Genomic DNA, 15997 nt, shown 5'->3' on the forward strand with positions numbered 1-15997 from the left:
GATACGGGTCAACCCGGGGGACGAGCCGCCCCCGGTATCCCCGGAACGGACGGTAGATCGGCCCCATCGGGCGATCCGTGGCACCCGGGCGGGCGGGGTCGAAGTAACCGGTTCGTAACAAAGTGAGACCCACTAAACTCCCCGGTTGTGTCGAGATACGACAATGGGGTGGCTGCCAGTAGTGCCAGTACCCCGACAGACCGACGCGGGGGTTGCTGATGGATGTCGACGGACGAGGAGACGCTCACCCAGGACGTCGTCTTCGACATCCTCAGTAGCGCCAGACGCCGCTACGTGCTCTACCTGCTCCGCACCGAGGACGCGCCGGTCGAACTGACGGAGCTCGCGGAGGACGTGGCGGCCTGGGAGAACGACACGACTGTCGAAGAACTGACGAAACAACAGCGCAAGCGGGTCTACGTCTCGCTGTATCAGACCCACGTCCCCAAACTCGAGGACGCCGGGCTGGTCCGGTACGACCAGGACACCGGCGAGGTCGAGCTGACGCCGGCGGCCAACGACGTCGACCAGTACCTGAACCCGGGCGAGCGGGAGGTGCCCTGGCAGTACCTGTACCTCCCGCTCGCGCTGCTCGGGATCGCCCTGGTCGCCCTGTCGAACCTGAACGTGTGGATCTTCGCGGACATGACCGAGGTCACCCTCGGGGTCATCATCTTCTCGGGCTTCCTCCTCACGGTCAGCGCGCACGTCGTCGTGTGGACCATGAACCGCCGGCAGGTCCCCGACGACCTCCGCCGGCACCCCTGAGTTCGGGGAGCCACCGTCCGGCCGAGTTGCCGCGGACGGCCAGTGTCCGTCGTCGCCCGGAGCCGAACCGCTGTTCGTCACGGTCGGTGACCACCGGGCCCGACCTCCGTCGTGGTCGGGCCGCGCTCGCGAGCGCACACGTGCGCCTCGACGGCGACAGCGAACCGGGAAGGCCGCCGGTGACCGGCCGACGCACGCCTGCACAGAGCCGCCGGTCCGGTGCGTCGGCCGGCACAGCACCGGCCGGGGTCGGTCCGGCCGCGCCGCCGGTCGAACGGCAGTCCGGCCGCGCCGCTGGTCGAGCGGAACGAGGCCGGCAGAAGACGGCGGTCACGTGACGAGGACCCGGCTGCGACGGCCGGTGGCTACCCCTCCTCGATGTCCTCGGGCAGCAGCTGCTCGGGTTCGCGCTCGTAGGCCGGCGTATCCACGAACTGGGCGATCCGCTCCAGGTCGCTGTCGGAGAGGTGTTCTGTCATCGGCTGTGATCCCGTCCTATCGACCGATAGTAATCCGGGCCCTAAAGCCACTTCGCGCCGCGTGACCGTCGGACGGCGTCGTGGCACGCGACCCGCAGGCACTCGCTAGCCACCGGGTCGCCACGCCGCGAGACCGCGGAGCCGACCCGCACGGTGTCCGCATCCAGCACGCACGGACTCGACACGCGGTGCGGTTCGCGCGCGCTCGACGCCGCCGAACGGTCGACCGGGCCGTCACCGAAACGGCTCCGAATGGACCGTATTCCGACCCGCCCGCCGCCGAACGGATCCCCTACCGGCGGGGTATCCATTACAAACCTATGTCTGTAAAGCCAGTCGCGATCACAGAGATTCACGGACGCGAAACGGGGCGGTAGCGTGCGAACGGGACGGGAATAAGGTGACCGTACTCGGCGGTCGGACGAACGACCGAGGGAGATGCAGCAGGACGAACGAGCGTCCCCGGATGTGACGGGGACGGACCGCTCCGGACGGGACGGCGGAGAGCGGCGGCCTGTCAGCGGCCGACAGCTGCGCCGCGGGCCGGCGGGCGGCGGGGGTGTCAGACCATGTTCTCGGCCTCGATCTTCTCCCACACGTCGCGGCCCTGTTCCGTGAGACCGTAGACGCGGCCTTTCTTGCGGTCGTCGGAGACCAGGAGATCCACGAGCGACCGTTCCCGGAGGCGCTGGAGCGCCCGCGAGACGTGTGCGATGCCCACGTCCTCGTCGGAGGCGATCTGCGACGGCGTCGAGGGGCCGTCTGCGAGTCGCTTGAGGACCGCGACGCGATACCGCGAACTGATGACGAAGCTGACGTCGTCCCAATCTGTGCTCATTGTTGCGATGTAGTGTCGGACGGGTGCGTCCTGCTGCCGGTCTGTGACCGGGAACTCACGCGGAGATTGCCGTCGGGACCCGCTTGTGTCCCACTTTCCGCTGTACTCACACCGAGTCGGCTACCACGTAAAGAGGTTTCGACGCTCCAGAAATTTCGCTCTCCGTACTGCGATTCCGTCGGTTCGAACGGTCGGCCTGATCCGCGAGTCCTGGCCGTAACCTCGCCATAACAATCCCGCTGGCTCGCGCGGCCCCGCGCATGAACGGTTCACCCAGAGTGTCGCTCGCCCCGCGCCCGCCGGACGACCGCGCCCGACCGGCCGGCGGGCGATAGCATGTGGCCGTGGGAACACCTCGCCGTCGGCTACCTCGCCTACGCCGTCGTCGGGCGGTTCGTCTGGCGCGAGCCGCCGACGGGGGCGACCGCCGCCGCCGTCACCCTCGGGACGCAGTTCCCCGACCTCGTCGACAAGCCGCTGGGCTGGTGGCTCGGCGTGCTCCCCGGCGGGACGACGCTCGCCCACTCGCTTCTGACCGCGGTCCCGCTCTCGCTGGCCGTCCTGGCGGTCGGCGCCGCTGTCGGCCGCGAGCGACCCGCCCTCGCGTTCGCCGTCGGCTACCTGAGCCACCTCCCCGGCGACGTGGTCTACCCGATAGTCCTCGGCGGGGACGCCAAACTGTGGTTCCTGCTGTGGCCCCTCCGGGCCGCGCCCGGCGACGGCCCCGCACACACCGCGGCGTACGTGCTGGCGCTCGTCGAGCAGTTCGTCGCCTTCCTCGCGACGCCGCTGGGACTGGCGTACCTGGTCGCCGAGCTCCTCCTGCTGGCCCTCGCGGGGTGGGTCTGGACGGTCGACGGGCGGCCGGGTCTCCCCCGTCCGCCCCGGCCCGACCGCGCACGGTGACCGCGCGTCCAGCTATCGGGCCGACAACCCCGTGGTAGGGGGCGAGAATATATAACAGCGGGGTGAGAAGTAGTGAGTATGGGGTCAGAGCAGCCACCGGAGAGCCGGTCGAGTGACAACCACCGGGGAGCCGGCGATCCGAGCGAATCCCGGGGGGAGAGTGAGGCGTCCGGCGGGGGCGCGCCAGATACGACACCCGAACGGGGGGACAGTGACGCCGCCCGCGAGAGCGACGTCTCGGTCGACGACCTGTTCGAGTTGCTGGCCCGGCCCGGCAACCGCTACGCGCTAGCGTACCTGCACCGGGCCGACGGGCCGGTCCCCTTCGAGGAGCTCGTCGAGAACGTCGTCGACGGGGCGGCGGTGCCGGACGGCCTCTCGACGGCGGAGTTCCGCGACCGCGTCGCGACCAGGCTCGTCCACTCGAACCTCCCGAAGCTCGACGACGCGGGGCTCGTCGAGTACGACCGCGAGGCGGGGCTCGTCCGCCCGACCGGGGCGACCGCGGTCGCGGTCCCGTACCTCGAACTCGCGATGGACCAGTTCTCCGCGGAGTGACGGGAGCCGACGGACCGACCGGCACGACGCGCGGCGACCGGCGACTGGCGACGTTCGGCGGCCACAGCCACGCGGTGCCCGGGAGCGTGTCGCGACGACGGCCCCCCGCAAGCGCTCCATAACAAAGGTCGCACGGTGCCGACCGTCGACCGTCACATGAGCGAGCACGACCTCCCGACCGTCCGGACCGGCGACGACTGCGAGATCGCCGAGACGGCGGTCGTCGGCGAGCCCGGGGGCCCGGGCGACGCACCGACCCGCATCGGCGACGGCGCGACGGTCCGCGGCGGCACCGTCGTCTACACCGACGTCGAGATCGGCGACGGCTTCTCGACCGGCCACCACGCGCTGGTCCGCGGCGGGACCACCGTCGGCGACGACGTTCTCGTCGGGAGCCACGCGGTCCTCGACGGCGACGTGGCCCTCGGGTCGCGGGTCAGCTGCCAGACCGGCGTCTACCTCCCGCCGGAGACCGTCGTCGGCGACGACGTGTTCCTCGGCCCCCACGCGGTCGTCACGAACGACCCGTACCCGGTCCGCGAGACGAGCGAACTCGTCGGAGCCACCCTCGAATCCGACGTTTCGGTCGGCGCGAACGCGACGATCCTCCCCGGCGTGACCGTCGGCGAGGGGTCGTTCGTCGCCGCCGGCGCGGTCGTCACCGAGGACGTGCCGCCCGGGACGCTGGCGATGGGCAACCCCGTGCGCCACGAACCCCTGCCCGACGAGCTGGACGGGGGGAACGAGCTGTGAGCCTCGAGGACCACCGACAGATCCCCATCGCCGAGCCCGCCCTGGGCGCCGAGGAGCGCGAACGGGTCGGGGAAGTGCTGGACAGCGGGATGATCGCCGACGGCGAGGAGGTCCGCGCGTTCGAGCGGGAGTTCGCCACCGCCTGCCACGTCGACCACGGCGTCGCCACCTCGAACGGGACGACGGCGCTGCACACCGCCCTGCGCGCCTGCGGGGTCGGCGAGGGCGACACCGTCGTCACGACGCCGTTCTCGTTCGTCGCGACCGCCAACGCCGTCCGCTTCTGCGGCGCCGAACCCGTCTTCGCCGACATCGAGCCCGAGACCTACAACCTCGACCCCGCGGCCGTCCGTGAGACCATTGAGGTCCGGAACGGTGACGTGGACGCCATCCTCCCGGTCCACCTCTACGGCCTGCCCGCGCCGATGGAGGAGCTGACGGCGATCGCCGCGGAGTACGACGCCGCCGTCGTCGAGGACGCGGCCCAGGCCCACGGCGCCCGCTACCGCGGCGAGCCGGTCGGGTCGCTGGGCGACGCCGCCGCCTTCTCGTTCTACCCGACGAAGAACATGACCACCGGCGAGGGCGGGATGGTCGTCACCGACGACGAGTCGGTCGCCGACCGCGCCGCGCGGTTCGTCAACCACGGCCGGAACGACCAGTACGACCACGTCGAACTCGGCCACAACTTCCGGATGACCAACATCGCCGCCGCCATCGGGCGCGTCCAGCTCAAGCGCCTCTCGCGGTTCGTCCGGGCTCGCCGGGACAACGCCGCCGCGCTCACCGGGGCGCTGGCCGACGCGCCCGTCGACCCGCCGACGGTCCCCGACGGCGTCGAGCACGCCTTCCACCAGTACACCGTCCGGACGCCCGACCGCGAGCGGCTGGTCGCCCACCTCGACGACCACGGGGTCGATACCGGCGTCTACTACCCGACGCCGATCCACGAACAGCCGGCCTACGACGGCGTCGACGAGCGGTTCCCCGTCGCCGAGCGCGCCGCCGACGAGGTCGTCTCCCTGCCCGTCCACCCCGGCGTCTCGGAGGGCGACCGCGAGGCGATCGCCGACGCGCTCGCGCTCTACCAGCCCCAGTAGCGAGAAGGAGTCCCGACCGCGACCGACCGCTTCCTTTCGGATACCGACCGCCGACCGACCGTTCTCAGTCCTCGACCGACCGCCGACTCGGGTTTCGACCGCCGACTCAGGCCTCGACCGTCGACCGCTCGCGAGTAGCGGCGTCGTCGAGGTGCCGACGCGCCCACAGTTCCAGCCCCGTCAGCGCCGCGACCGGCGTGAACGTCGCCAGTTCGCCCGCCGCGAGGCGGTCCCGGAGCGCAGCCACGGCCTCGCCGTCGAGCGGGTTGCGGTCGGCGACGCCGTCGAGGAGGTCGTCGACGAACCGCCGGAAGCGGTCGTCGGTCGCGTACCGGCGGACGTAGGCGTCACCGGTCGTCACGTCGGGCGTCGCGTCGGGTACCTCCCCGGAGCCGTCGCTCCCGGGCGCGGACCCGTCCGCCGGTCCGGCACCGACCGGGCCGGCCGGGAGCCCCGCCAGGTCGGCGTCGAGCCGCTCGACGACCGCCCGCCGGATGGGTGGGGCGCCCGCGCCGACCGGCGCCGAGATGGGGCGCGTCCCGACCCGGTAGGCGGCGGGCATCCGCGCGGCGGTGTCCAGTAGCGGGCCGCTCGCGAGCGACCTGGTCCCGACCTGCGCGCGCTGGACCGCACGACCCCGCAGTTCGGTCGCCGCCCGCACGCGCGCGGCGGCGTCGACCGCCGTCCGCTCGGGCGGGCCGTCGACGCTGGTCTCGACGAGCGCGTCGACGGCGGCCAGCGGATCCACGTCGGCGGCGAGCAGGTCCCGCACCGCGTCGGCGGGGCAGACGCGCTCGTTCTCGTAGAGCGCGCCGGCGACCGAATCGTCGGCGCCGACCGCGCCGGCCCACGTCGCCGCGTCGAGTGCGGCGTCGCCGTGGACGAGCACGTCGGCGTCCGCGTGGAGCCGGTCGGTCACGTACGGGAGCGCGTCGACCGTCGACCACGCGACCATCGCGTCGGTCGCCGCCACCGCGTCCGCGACGGCGTCGACGAGGTGGTGGTCCGGGTCGCCGTGGGCCTGCGTGTTCGGCGCCCCGAGCGACGCGGCGACCTGTGCGGCCGCCTCCCTGTCCCCCCTCGACTGGGTCCCCGCGGTCAGCGTCCGGACCGGCGGCGACCGGTCGGCCAGCACCGCCGCTGCGATCCGGCTGTCGGCGTCGCCGGGGAACCACAGCGAGGGGTCGCCGGCCGTCGTCACGGCGTCCGCGAGCGCGCGCCGGTAGTCGCCGAGCCACCGGTCGGGGTACCCGGACGGCGCCAGCCCCGGCGACGCCGGCTCCCAGTAGCGCTCGGTCGACACCCCGTCGTCGACGGTCACCCGTGTCGCCGGCGGGAGGCTCCCGACCCCCTCGACGAGCGTCCGCTCGCCGACGACGCCGCCGAACAGCAGCAGGTCGCTCACCGCGCGGGCGTCGAGCGCCGGCTCCGCCCGCTCGGTGACCAGCGGGCCGAGTTCCGAGGCGAAGGTGACCGCGGGTGCGTCGGTGTCGTCGTTGACCTCCCCTCTGTCGTCGACCGCGTAGTAGAGCGGGCGCGTCCCGGCCCTGTCGGTCGCCAGGTGGACCGCGCCCGCGCGGGTGTCGATACAGGCGAGCGCGAACGGCCCGTCGAGCCGGGAGAGGGTGTCCCGCGAGTCGTCGGCGACCCCCCGGAAGAGGTCCGCCCACGACAGCGCGAGCCGGTCGCGGTTCGACACGACGCCGTAGACGACGCCCAGCAGGCCGTCGCCCCGCCAGACGACGTTCGCGTCCGGGTCCCGGGTCCCGTGTTCGAGCACGCCGGCGGCCGCCGCTCCCTCCCGTACGCTGTCGAGTTCGTACCAGTCCTCGCTCGCCATCGTCCCGGCCAGCTCGTCCAGCCGTTCGCCGCCGGCCGACCGTCCGATGAGTCCCGTCATGGCCCCGACGTGACCGCATCCGGGTATTGTTATGTGGCCCCTGAACGCCCCCGTCCGTCGATATCGGTCGCGATACCGGTCCCCGGCGTCCGGGAACCGAACTTCGACTCCGCACTTCCGGCGCCTCCGTAAAACATCAGAATCACGTGTCGAAACTCGAAAGATAAGAATTAGTATATTTACCAGGCCTCGATCGGCAATTCGGACTGAGTATCCGATATAACCCACTAAACTCTCTTTCAGCGGGTATCTACGCTCGGACCGGCGCTCCCCAGGTGAAACGAATCAGCCACTGCTCCACGAATGGAATCGCAGTATTTGGGCCATTAGAGACGAAAAACCGCGATCTCCGGGAGGTACTGAGTCGAGGTCAACTATCGTAGATTCACTTGTATATTTTTTCTATTATAAATACTGAAACGGTATATCGGTGCGTCGGCGTAGTGGTCGCGCCGGCGAGCGCTCGGTGGGTCCGGACGGGAGTTCGGCGGGGTAGTCGTGCCATTACAATCAGCGTGTGGGGCCTCCGGAGGGGCATGAAGGGGAGTCGAGACGCGTGGGATCGGTAGTCCTGTCCGTGGACGCGGAGCTGGCCTGGGGGTTCGTCGACTACGACGAGCCGCCGGGCGACAGGGTCGAGAGCGGCCGGTCGGGGTGGCGGACTCTCCGGCGGCTCTGCGAGACCTACGACGTGCCGGCGACCTGGGCGGTCGTCACCCACCTCCTCGAGGACGACTGCGACGGGCGCCACGCCGACCACCCGGTCGGCCCCGGCTGGTTCGCCCGCGAGCGCGGTGAGTGGGCCGACCGGCCGGACCTGACGCGAGGCCCCGAGCTCGTCGAGGAGCTCCGTGACTCGCCCGTCGACCACGATATCGGCTGTCACACGTACGCGCACGTCGAGTTCGGCGCGCCGGGGACGACCCGCGCGATGGCGGCCGGCGAACTCGCGCGCAGCCGGGCGCTGCTGGACGAGTGGGGGATCGACGGCCGGTCGTTCGTCTTCCCGCGGAACAACGTCGGCCACGCCGACCTCCTGCCCGAGTACGGCTTCGATGTCTACCGCGGCCGTCGCCCCGTCGAGCGGCGGTCGCTCCCGGAGAAGCTGCGGACCGTCGCCCTCGGGGACGGGCGCCCGCCGCTCGTCCAGCCGACGGTCGAAGCGAACGGCCTCGTGAACCTGCCCGCGTCGCTGTTCCTCTACAGTTTCGAGGGGCTGGCGCTGCGGGCGACGAAGCGGTTCGTCGGCGACCCCGTCGTCGAACTCGTCGAGCGTGGGCTGGACGCCGCGGCGGAGGGCGAGGGCGTGCTCCACCTCTGGCTGCACCCGAACAACCTGGTCGACGACGCGGCGGTCGACCGGATCGAGGCGGTCCTGCGGGCGATCGACGACCGCCGCGACGCCGTCCCCGTCGAGACGATGGCGGAGGTCGCGGCCCGGCGCCGCCCGCGGGTGGAGTCGGGAACCGACGACTGAACTCGCGAAGGCGGTGGATAACCGCCGGTTCAGGCGACGTATAACTATGCGGACGGCGCGTCGACACGGGGCAATGCGTCTCAGTCACGGACCGGGCGGGCCGGGCGTCGCGGCCCCGCACAGCGGGGAACGGTATCGAATCGGCGGGTCGACCGAACGGATCCACGGCGCGGGGGTGACCCGGCGTGGGGAGTGACCCGGCGAGCGGCCTCGACGGGGCGTCGGTCCTCGTAACGGGCGGGGCGGGCTTCGTCGGGAGCCACCTCGCGGCCGCGCTGACCGACCGCTGCGAGGTCACTGTGCTGGACGACTGCTCGACGGGCGACCCGGCGCGCGTGCCCGATGGCGCGGACCTTCTCAGGGGCGACGTGCGCGACCCGACCGACCTCGGGCCGGCGATGCGCGGTGTCGACGTGGTCTTCCACCAGGCGGCGCTCTCCGACCCCCGCGCGTCGGCCCGGTCGCCGGTCGAGGGCCACCGCCGGACGGCGTCGGGGACGGTGAAGGTCCTCGACGCGGCCCGACGCGAGGGCGCCCGCGTCGTCACCGCCTCCGACGCCGCGGTGTACGGCCGGCCCGACACGCTCCCGGTCCGCGAGTCCGACCGGAAGACGCCCCTGTCGCCGTACGGGATCGACAGACTGGCCGCCGACCAGTACACCCGCCAGTTCGCCGACCGCTACGGGATGGAGACGGTCGCACTCCGGTACTTCGAGGTCTACGGGCCGGACCTGACGGACGACCGCGGCGACACGACCGGGGCCGACGGGGTCGTCGGCACCTTCCTGGACCGTGCGCGCTCGGGGCGCGTGCTCCCGGTCGAGGGCGACGGGACGCGGACGCGCGATCTCGTCCACGTCGACGACGTGGTCCGGGCCAACCTCCTGGCGGCGACGACCGACGCGACCGGGCGGGCCTACAACGTCGGGACCGGGACCGGGATCCCCGTCGGGGAGGTCGCCCAGCGGGTCGTCGATCTTGTCGATTCGGACAGCGAAGTCGTCCACGTCGACCCGCGGGAGGACGCGGTCACACACAGGCGAGCGGCGCTCGGCCGCGCGCGGAGTCGGCTGGGGTACGAGCCGACCTGCGACTTCTCGGAAGGGCTGGCGACGCTGGTCGACCGGGCGGCCGTCCCGAGCTGACCGGCCGTCTGCTCCGAGCCGGCCAGCCGACTCCCCCCGAGGGACCAGCCGACTGTTCCGAACTGGCCGGGCGTCCGCCTGGGGCTCGCCCGCCGGTTCCGGCCGCCTCGGGCGCCGTATGAGAACCATAACAAAACCCGCGGTTCGCCTAGGACCGACCGGCGACACCCACGCACATGTATCAGGACACGACAATCGGCGTCGTCGTGCCGGCGTACAACGAGGCGGGCTTCGTCGGCGACGTCATCGACTCGATCCCGGCGTTCGTCGACCGCATCTACCCCGTCGACGACGCCTCCACGGACGGGACCTGGGCGGAGATCCGCGAACACGCACAGCGACAGAACGCGCCGACGCCCGAGCTGGTCGGCGACGGCGGGACCATGCGGCGCGTCGTCCCGATCCAGCACAGCGAGAACAGGGGCGTCGGCGGCGCGATCAAGACCGGCTACCAGCGCGCGGTGGCCGACGGGGTCGAGGTCGTCACCGTCATGGGCGGCGACGGCCAGATGGACCCCGACATCATCGAGCGCATCATCGACCCGGTCGTCGACGGCCGGGCCGACTACGCCAAGGGCAACCGCCTCCTGCTGGGCGACCACGCCGACTCGATGCCCGCCTTCCGCTACGTCGGCAACGTCACGCTCACCTACCTCACGCGCATCGCCAGCGGCTACTGGGAGATCGGCGACCCCCAGAACGGCTACACCGCCATCTCGGCCGCGGCCATCGAGGCCGCCGGCGTCGACGAGATGTACGAGTTCTACGGCTACTGCAACGACCTGCTCGTCCGACTCAACGTCGCCGACATGCGCGTCGTGGACGTGCCGACCCCCGCCGTCTACGGCGACGAGGAGAGCCACATCGACTACTCGACGTACATCCCCCGGGTGTCGGGCATGCTGCTGCGGAACTTCCTGTGGCGGCTGCGCGCCAAGTACCTCTCCGGCCGCCCCCACCCGGTCGCCCTGTGTTACCTGCTCGGGGCCGGCGGCGTCGCGACCGGCGTCGGCGCCGGCCTCCTGGCCCTCCTCGGGGGAGCGGTCGTCCCCGCCGTCGCCGCGGTCGTGTTCGGACTGCTCTTTCTCGTCCTCGCGATGGTTCTGGACAGGCGGTCGAACGATCACCTCACGAACGTCGTCTCGCCGACACGCGCCGACGCCCCCGGCCCGACAGCGGAGTAAGCGACACCTACAGCTCGGAGCGGTCGCTGCGAGCGAGGCCTGATTCGGCGGGTCCACCGGTTCCGCGCCGGTAGCCTCGGTCTATGGTAGCAGTTCTCAGTGTTACCACGTGGTACGTATCCCGCAGTTGACCCGCAACCGTCTCTCGGACAAGTCATCTCAAACGGACAGTAGCGTTATACGAGTAGGTGGGCACTACCGCAAGTGTGACCCCCGAGTCGTGGCGGGCGCGGCCGCCACCGGGACGAGCCACGGAGCAAGCATGACCGAAGACAACGAGAACGCAGACGTGTGGACGGACGGACAGACCAAGTCGCGGGGCGAGCGGTCCCTCCCGACCGACTGGCTCGACCAGCCGGTCGACCCCGACCTCGAAGAGAACCTCGGCTACGAGCTGGTCGCGTGGGAGAAGATCAACGTCGTCGACGACCCGGACCAGGTCATCTTCCTGCCGGATTCAGAAGAGCAGCTGCGGGACGACGCCTTTATCGTCTCCTCGGAGAGTGCGGTGTGTGACCTGACGGACAAGCGATGAGCCGCCGGGCGACGATGGCTCGCGGCTTCGGTCAGCGCGACGAGTAGCGACGGGTCACTCCACCGTGACGCTCTTGGCCAGGTTGCGCGGTTTGTCGACGGGTCGGTCCAGCAAGGTCGCGGTGTGATAGGACAGCAGCTGGAGCTGGACGTTCGCCAGGACGCCGACGAGCTCGGGATGGGTTTCTGGCACCCACAGCACGTCGTCGGCGGCCTCGGCGACCGCCCGCTCCGAGCGCGGGGCCACCGCCACGACCGGCGCGCCCCGCGCGCTCACTTCCTCGATGCTCCCGACGAGTTTCTCGGTGTGTTGCCCGGTGCAGACCGCGAACACCGGGGTCGACGGCGTCACGAGCGCGAGCGGCCCGTGTTTGAGTTCGCCGGCGGGGAACCCCTCGGCGTGTTCGTAGGAGATCTCCTTGAGTTTCAGCGCGCCCTCCAGCGCGACCGGGTGGGCCGTCCCGCGGCCGATGAAGAAGTACGCGTCGCTGTCGTCGTAGCGGTCGGCCAGCGCGCTCGCCGAGGAGTCGGCCAGGATCGTCTCGACCCCGTCGGGCACGTCCTCGAGCGCCGCCGGCAGGCCAGGGGGCGCCGAGCCCGACCCACCGGTCTCCGTCGCGATCCGCTCGGCGAGCAGGCCGAGCGTCGCCACCTGCGAGGAGAAGGTCTTCGTCGCGGCGACGCCGATCTCCGGGCCCGCCCGGATCAGGACGGTGTCGTCGCACTCGCGGGCTGCCGTCGACCCGACGACGTTCGTGACTGCGAGCGTCCGCAGACCCTCCGAGGCCCCCTCGCGCAGCGCCGCGAGCGTGTCGGCGGTCTCGCCGCTCTGGGTGACCCCCACGAGGACTGTCCCGTCCTCCGTCGGCGGCGCCGTCACCGCGTACTCGCTGGCGAGGTACGCCCGCGCGGGGACGCCCCGCTCGCGCAGCAGTTGCGCGCCGTACAGCGCCGCGTGGTAGGAGGTCCCGCAGGCGACGAAGTGGACCCGGTCCACGTCGGCGAAGGCCCCGTCGGACAGCGACTCGAAGGTCACCTCGTCGCCGTCGGCGCGGCCCCGCACCGCCTGGGCGATGGCCGTCGGCTGCTCGTCGATCTCCTTGCGCATGTAGTGGTCGAACGCCCCCTTCTCCACGTCCTCGGAGGTCCACTCGACCGTCTCGACGGGGCGGTCGACGGCCCGGCCGTCGGTGTCGGTGACCTCGTAGCCGTCGGGCGTGACCCGGACCACGTCGCCGTCCTCGAGGTACACCACGTCGTCGGTGAACTCCAGGAACGCGGGCACGTCGCTGGCGAGGTAGTAGGCGTCCTCGCCGACACCGAAGACCAGCGGCGAGCCCTGGCGGGCGGCGTAGACGGTCTCCTCGTCCTCGTGGACCATGGCGATCGCGTAGCTCCCCGAGAGGTCGTCGACGGCCTGCCGGAAGGCGGTTTCGACGCTCGCCCCCTCGTCGACGTAGGCCTCGACGAGGTGGGGGACCACCTCCGTGTCCGTGTCGCTGGAGAAGGTGTGACCCATCTCGGCGAGGCGGTCGCGCAGCTCGCCGTGGTTCTCGATGATCCCGTTGTGGACGACAGCCAGGTCGCCGTAGCAGTCGGTGTGAGGGTGGGCGTTAGCGTTCGTGGGCGGGCCGTGCGTGCTCCAGCGGGTGTGTCCGAGCCCGACGCGGCCGGCGACCGAGCTGCGCGAGAGCAGGTCGGCGAGCTCTTCGACCTTCCCCTCGCGCTTGACGACCTCGACCCCGGCGCCGTTCGCGACGGCGACCCCCGCCGAGTCGTACCCTCTGTATTCGAGGTTCTCGAGGCCAGTCAACAGGGTCGACACCGCGTCGTCGGCGCCGACCGCGGCGGTGATCCCGCACATCAGGACCACCCCGCCGAGGGCGGCGCTGCTCCGTCGGTTCCGGTCCGGTCGGTTCGGGCGACAGGCGACTCTGCCATGCCTCCGCGTAACCGAGAACGTGACATTGTTATGTATCGACTTGCGCACGCCTGCGCGGGGTAGGCGGTCGATACGCACGTCGGCCGACGAGGCGCCGGATCCGGTGACGGCCCGGCGATAGCTCTCTACGGGTCGGCGACGGTCCGGCGTCAGCGCTCGACGACGAGCTGGCGCTCCCCGGCGAAGCTGTCGAGCGCGTCGACGAGGTCGGTGACCGCGCACTCGCGGCCCCCGATCCGGCAGGGGAAGACGCCGGCGAGCGCGTCGTCGCAGTAGAGCGCGGCGCTCACCCGCGGCGGGACGAGCGCGCGGGCGGTCTCGCCGGCGATCGAGGAGTCGAGTTCCCGCGTCTCGAAGAAGGGGCTGGCGGTCGCGTCGTACTCGTCGCCCCACTCGTCGAGCTCGGCGACCCGGTCGATGAGGTCGCCGCCGGCGTCGGTCGCCGAGCAGGTGTCACACAGACAGAGGCGGTTCCCGGTGACCGTCAGGGAGACGGCGTCGAGCGCCGATCCCTCGGCCAGTTCGTCGAGCCGCGCGATCAGCTCCTCCTGTCGCGACTTGGCGCCCAGCGGCGGGAGCATCGACCGGACGAACACCTCCACCCGGCGCTCGTCGGCGGCCGCGAACCGGTCGGCCGTCGCGTCCATCCACGCCCGGAACCCGGGACGAGCGGTCGGCTCCGCTGTCTCCGTCGAATGCGTGCGGTCTCGTGTCACAGTCGAGTCGGACAAGCCGCCGGACCCCCTTGAACGGCCCCGACTGTTCACTCCGGAACGCCGAGTAAGCGGCACGAACGGCGCGGTAACGGCCTCTGGATGGGCGAGTAACCGGACCAGTATCGCTCGACCGCCACGCCGTTTCGACCGTTCGCGCGCTCCCGGGACCGACCGCCGACGCGCCCCACGGACGCCGACCGCTCGGTCACGCCCGGGTCGAGGCCGGAGGGACGGGCCCGAAGGGCCGGTATCGACCGGCTACCGTCCGGTAACGCTCTCCTTCCCGACCCCACATAGCTTTCCGTCCGGACGCCCCACCGGAGCGTATGCCACTGACCAGCCGTCTGAAGGAGAGCTTCGTGGCCGGGCTCATCCTCGTCGCGCCGCTGGCGATCACCCTCTACATTCTGCAGATCCTCGTCTCCTTCTCCCTGCAGTTCGTCAACCCGCTGGTCGACAGGTTCGGCCTCATCGAGACGGCCGCGAACGTCGAACTCGCCGCACAGGTGCTCGCAGTCGTCCTGATCGTCGCGGTGGTGACCGGGCTCGGCCTGGTCGCCCAGTGGTCGATCGGGCGCCACCTGTTCGGCAACCTCGGGCGGACGATCAACATCGTCCCCCTGGTCAGCACCATCTACGGCGGCGTCCGGCAGGTCGCGACCTCCCTGGTCGACACCGGCTCGCAGTTCGAGCGGACGGTGCTGGTCGAGTACCCCCGCGAGGACCTCTACTCGATCGGCTTCGTCACCGGCGAGGGCGCCGAGGCCTTCGACGAGGCCACCGGCGACCGGGCCCACTCGGTGTTTCTCCCCAACAGTCCCAACCCCACCGCCGGCCGGCTCGTGATGGTCCCCGAGTCGGAGATCCACGAGACGGACATGAGCGTCCGCCAGGGGATGCGGATGATCGTCACCACCGGCATCGGCAGCGAGGCCGAACAGGTCGACGCCTACGACGACTACGCCGTCCCGGAGCCCGAGCGGGCGGACTGACCGCCCGACGGGCCGATACCCCCACTGCTCCCGCGACTTGCTACTCCGGCAACACGTCGCCCAGCGACGCGCCGACGGCCATCACGACCGCGGTCACGAGACACTGGGCGGCGGCCACGTCCGGCTGGCTCCAGTCGACCCGGCGCCACAGCGTCATGAGTCCGACGGCCATCCCCGCGGAGATGCCGAGGATGCCGACCAGCCGCCGCGGGACGACGCCGGCGATCAGGTCCGCCTCGACCGCCTCGAACCGGGCGGCGTGGAGGATCCCCAGCACGACGAGGAAGCCGAGGGCGGCGGTCAGCGCGACGGCGACCGGCGAGTCCTCGATGGCCACGCCGATCTCCTGGGTGCCGCCCTCGACGACCATGGGGATCCCAAAGAGGAAGGCGCCGACGACCGCCTCGCCGGCGTCCCGCAGGTCGAAGGCGTCGCGGATGCGCCCGACGACGCGGGGCCTGTTCGCCCGGCGGGCCGTGCGCATCGCCTCGCGGACCCGCTCGCGCTCCTCCGGCCGGTCGACCAGGTCCTCCAGTTCCTCCAGGTCGTCGAGCACGTCGTCGATATCCGGGTCCGGGTCGCGGTCCCGGTCCGGGTCGTCGCCCGCGGCCCCGTCGCGGTCGGTCATGACTCGGCCATCGGCGGACCGCTTCAAAAGCGTGTGGCCGCGGCTGTCGGGTCGCGTCGACGGGAGAGGAGGAGGTC

Annotated in this window: 15 protein-coding genes; 10 read left to right on the forward strand and 5 right to left on the reverse strand. The window is 71.5% G+C overall.

Going from position 1 to position 15997, the window contains the following annotated elements; genetic code table 11:
* Window positions 1-222 precede the first annotated feature (222 nt).
* The gene (locus ACMGFG_RS10880) at window positions 223-768 is read left to right on the forward strand and encodes a DUF7344 domain-containing protein (RefSeq protein WP_436930359.1); all 546 of its coding nucleotides are present in this window, start codon (window positions 223-225) and stop codon (window positions 766-768) included.
* 1041 nt (window positions 769-1809) lie between these two features.
* On the opposite strand, the gene ACMGFG_RS10885 is transcribed toward ACMGFG_RS10880, so the two are convergent.
* Window positions 1810-2085, reverse strand: coding sequence for a winged helix-turn-helix domain-containing protein (locus tag ACMGFG_RS10885; RefSeq protein ID WP_436930360.1), 276 nt, complete (start codon window positions 2083-2085; stop codon window positions 1810-1812).
* A 336-nt stretch (window positions 2086-2421) separates the two neighbouring features.
* On the opposite strand from ACMGFG_RS10885, the gene ACMGFG_RS10890 reads away from it, so the two are divergent.
* The 4 genes from ACMGFG_RS10890 (at window position 2422) to ACMGFG_RS10905 (ending at window position 5402) form a co-directional block, all read left to right on the forward strand.
* Window positions 2422-2991 (forward strand): metal-dependent hydrolase, encoded by a 570-nt coding sequence (locus tag ACMGFG_RS10890; RefSeq protein ID WP_436930361.1) that lies wholly within the window; start codon window positions 2422-2424, stop codon window positions 2989-2991.
* Window positions 2992-3069: 78 nt separating this feature from the next.
* Window positions 3070-3549 (forward strand): DUF7344 domain-containing protein, encoded by a 480-nt coding sequence (locus ACMGFG_RS10895; RefSeq protein ID WP_436930362.1) that lies wholly within the window; start codon window positions 3070-3072, stop codon window positions 3547-3549.
* Window positions 3550-3705: 156 nt separating this feature from the next.
* Window positions 3706-4302 carry an acyltransferase gene (locus tag ACMGFG_RS10900; RefSeq protein ID WP_436930363.1) on the forward strand — a complete coding sequence of 199 codons (597 nt, stop codon included), beginning with the start codon at window positions 3706-3708 and terminating at the stop codon, window positions 4300-4302.
* The gene (locus ACMGFG_RS10905; RefSeq protein ID WP_436930364.1) at window positions 4299-5402 is read left to right on the forward strand and encodes a DegT/DnrJ/EryC1/StrS family aminotransferase; all 1104 of its coding nucleotides are present in this window, start codon (window positions 4299-4301) and stop codon (window positions 5400-5402) included. The genes ACMGFG_RS10900 and ACMGFG_RS10905 overlap by 4 nt, the downstream gene beginning before the upstream one ends.
* Before the next feature lie 106 nt (window positions 5403-5508).
* Here the strand turns inward: ACMGFG_RS10905 and ACMGFG_RS10910 are convergent, their stop codons facing one another.
* Window positions 5509-7302, reverse strand: a complete 1794-nt coding sequence (locus tag ACMGFG_RS10910) for an asparagine synthetase B family protein (protein ID WP_436930365.1) — start codon at window positions 7300-7302, stop codon at window positions 5509-5511.
* 556 nt (window positions 7303-7858) lie between these two features.
* Here ACMGFG_RS10910 and ACMGFG_RS10915 point away from each other — a divergent pair.
* The 4 genes from ACMGFG_RS10915 to ACMGFG_RS10930 all read left to right on the forward strand — a co-directional run bounded on the left by ACMGFG_RS10915 (window position 7859) and on the right by ACMGFG_RS10930 (window position 11643).
* Complete coding sequence (locus tag ACMGFG_RS10915) at window positions 7859-8779, forward strand: polysaccharide deacetylase family protein (RefSeq protein WP_436930366.1); 921 nt, start codon at window positions 7859-7861, stop codon at window positions 8777-8779.
* Between the two features lie 185 nt (window positions 8780-8964).
* Window positions 8965-9924, forward strand: coding sequence for an NAD-dependent epimerase/dehydratase family protein (locus ACMGFG_RS10920; protein ID WP_436930367.1), 960 nt, complete (start codon window positions 8965-8967; stop codon window positions 9922-9924).
* A gap of 176 nt (window positions 9925-10100) precedes the next feature.
* Window positions 10101-11108, forward strand: a complete 1008-nt coding sequence (locus ACMGFG_RS10925) for a glycosyltransferase family 2 protein (protein ID WP_436930368.1) — start codon at window positions 10101-10103, stop codon at window positions 11106-11108.
* Between the two features lie 262 nt (window positions 11109-11370).
* Window positions 11371-11643 (forward strand): hypothetical protein, encoded by a 273-nt coding sequence (locus ACMGFG_RS10930; RefSeq protein ID WP_436930369.1) that lies wholly within the window; start codon window positions 11371-11373, stop codon window positions 11641-11643.
* Between the two features lie 54 nt (window positions 11644-11697).
* On the opposite strand, the gene glmS is transcribed toward ACMGFG_RS10930, so the two are convergent.
* Window positions 11698-13506 carry a glutamine--fructose-6-phosphate transaminase (isomerizing) gene (gene glmS, locus ACMGFG_RS10935; RefSeq protein WP_436930370.1) on the reverse strand — a complete coding sequence of 603 codons (1809 nt, stop codon included), beginning with the start codon at window positions 13504-13506 and terminating at the stop codon, window positions 11698-11700.
* Window positions 13507-13733: 227 nt separating this feature from the next.
* Entirely contained in the window at window positions 13734-14231 is a 498-nt protein-coding gene (locus ACMGFG_RS10940) for an HTH domain-containing protein (protein WP_436930371.1), read from the reverse strand.
* Between the two features lie 395 nt (window positions 14232-14626).
* Here ACMGFG_RS10940 and ACMGFG_RS10945 point away from each other — a divergent pair, with 395 nt between their 5' ends.
* Complete coding sequence (locus ACMGFG_RS10945) at window positions 14627-15292, forward strand: DUF502 domain-containing protein (RefSeq protein WP_436930372.1); 666 nt, start codon at window positions 14627-14629, stop codon at window positions 15290-15292.
* A 40-nt stretch (window positions 15293-15332) separates the two neighbouring features.
* On the opposite strand, the gene ACMGFG_RS10950 is transcribed toward ACMGFG_RS10945, so the two are convergent.
* A complete protein-coding gene (locus tag ACMGFG_RS10950; protein ID WP_436930373.1) occupies window positions 15333-15920 on the reverse strand; it encodes a hypothetical protein in 588 nt (195 codons plus the stop codon).
* Between the last annotated feature and the right edge of the window lie 77 nt (window positions 15921-15997).

Source organism: Halosimplex halobium (genome assembly GCF_051414055.1).
Lineage (GTDB): Archaea > Halobacteriota > Halobacteria > Halobacteriales > Haloarculaceae > Halosimplex > Halosimplex halobium.

Excerpts from the sequence above, each read along its gene's own strand:
- ACMGFG_RS10880 (WP_436930359.1), top strand. The coding sequence starts at position 223 with ATGTCGACGGACGAGGAGACGCTCACCCAGGACGTCGTCTTCGACATC.
- ACMGFG_RS10885 (WP_436930360.1), bottom strand. The coding sequence starts at position 2,085 with ATGAGCACAGATTGGGACGACGTCAGCTTCGTCATCAGTTCGCGGTAT.
- ACMGFG_RS10890 (WP_436930361.1), top strand. The coding sequence starts at position 2,422 with ATGTGGCCGTGGGAACACCTCGCCGTCGGCTACCTCGCCTACGCCGTC.
- ACMGFG_RS10895 (WP_436930362.1), top strand. The coding sequence starts at position 3,070 with ATGGGGTCAGAGCAGCCACCGGAGAGCCGGTCGAGTGACAACCACCGG.
- ACMGFG_RS10900 (WP_436930363.1), top strand. The coding sequence starts at position 3,706 with ATGAGCGAGCACGACCTCCCGACCGTCCGGACCGGCGACGACTGCGAG.
- ACMGFG_RS10910 (WP_436930365.1), bottom strand. The coding sequence starts at position 7,302 with ATGACGGGACTCATCGGACGGTCGGCCGGCGGCGAACGGCTGGACGAG.
- ACMGFG_RS10925 (WP_436930368.1), top strand. The coding sequence starts at position 10,101 with ATGTATCAGGACACGACAATCGGCGTCGTCGTGCCGGCGTACAACGAG.
- ACMGFG_RS10930 (WP_436930369.1), top strand. The coding sequence starts at position 11,371 with ATGACCGAAGACAACGAGAACGCAGACGTGTGGACGGACGGACAGACC.
- glmS (WP_436930370.1), bottom strand. The coding sequence starts at position 13,506 with ATGTGCGGGATCACCGCCGCGGTCGGCGCCGACGACGCGGTGTCGACC.
- ACMGFG_RS10940 (WP_436930371.1), bottom strand. The coding sequence starts at position 14,231 with ATGGACGCGACGGCCGACCGGTTCGCGGCCGCCGACGAGCGCCGGGTG.
- ACMGFG_RS10945 (WP_436930372.1), top strand. The coding sequence starts at position 14,627 with ATGCCACTGACCAGCCGTCTGAAGGAGAGCTTCGTGGCCGGGCTCATC.
- ACMGFG_RS10950 (WP_436930373.1), bottom strand. The coding sequence starts at position 15,920 with ATGACCGACCGCGACGGGGCCGCGGGCGACGACCCGGACCGGGACCGC.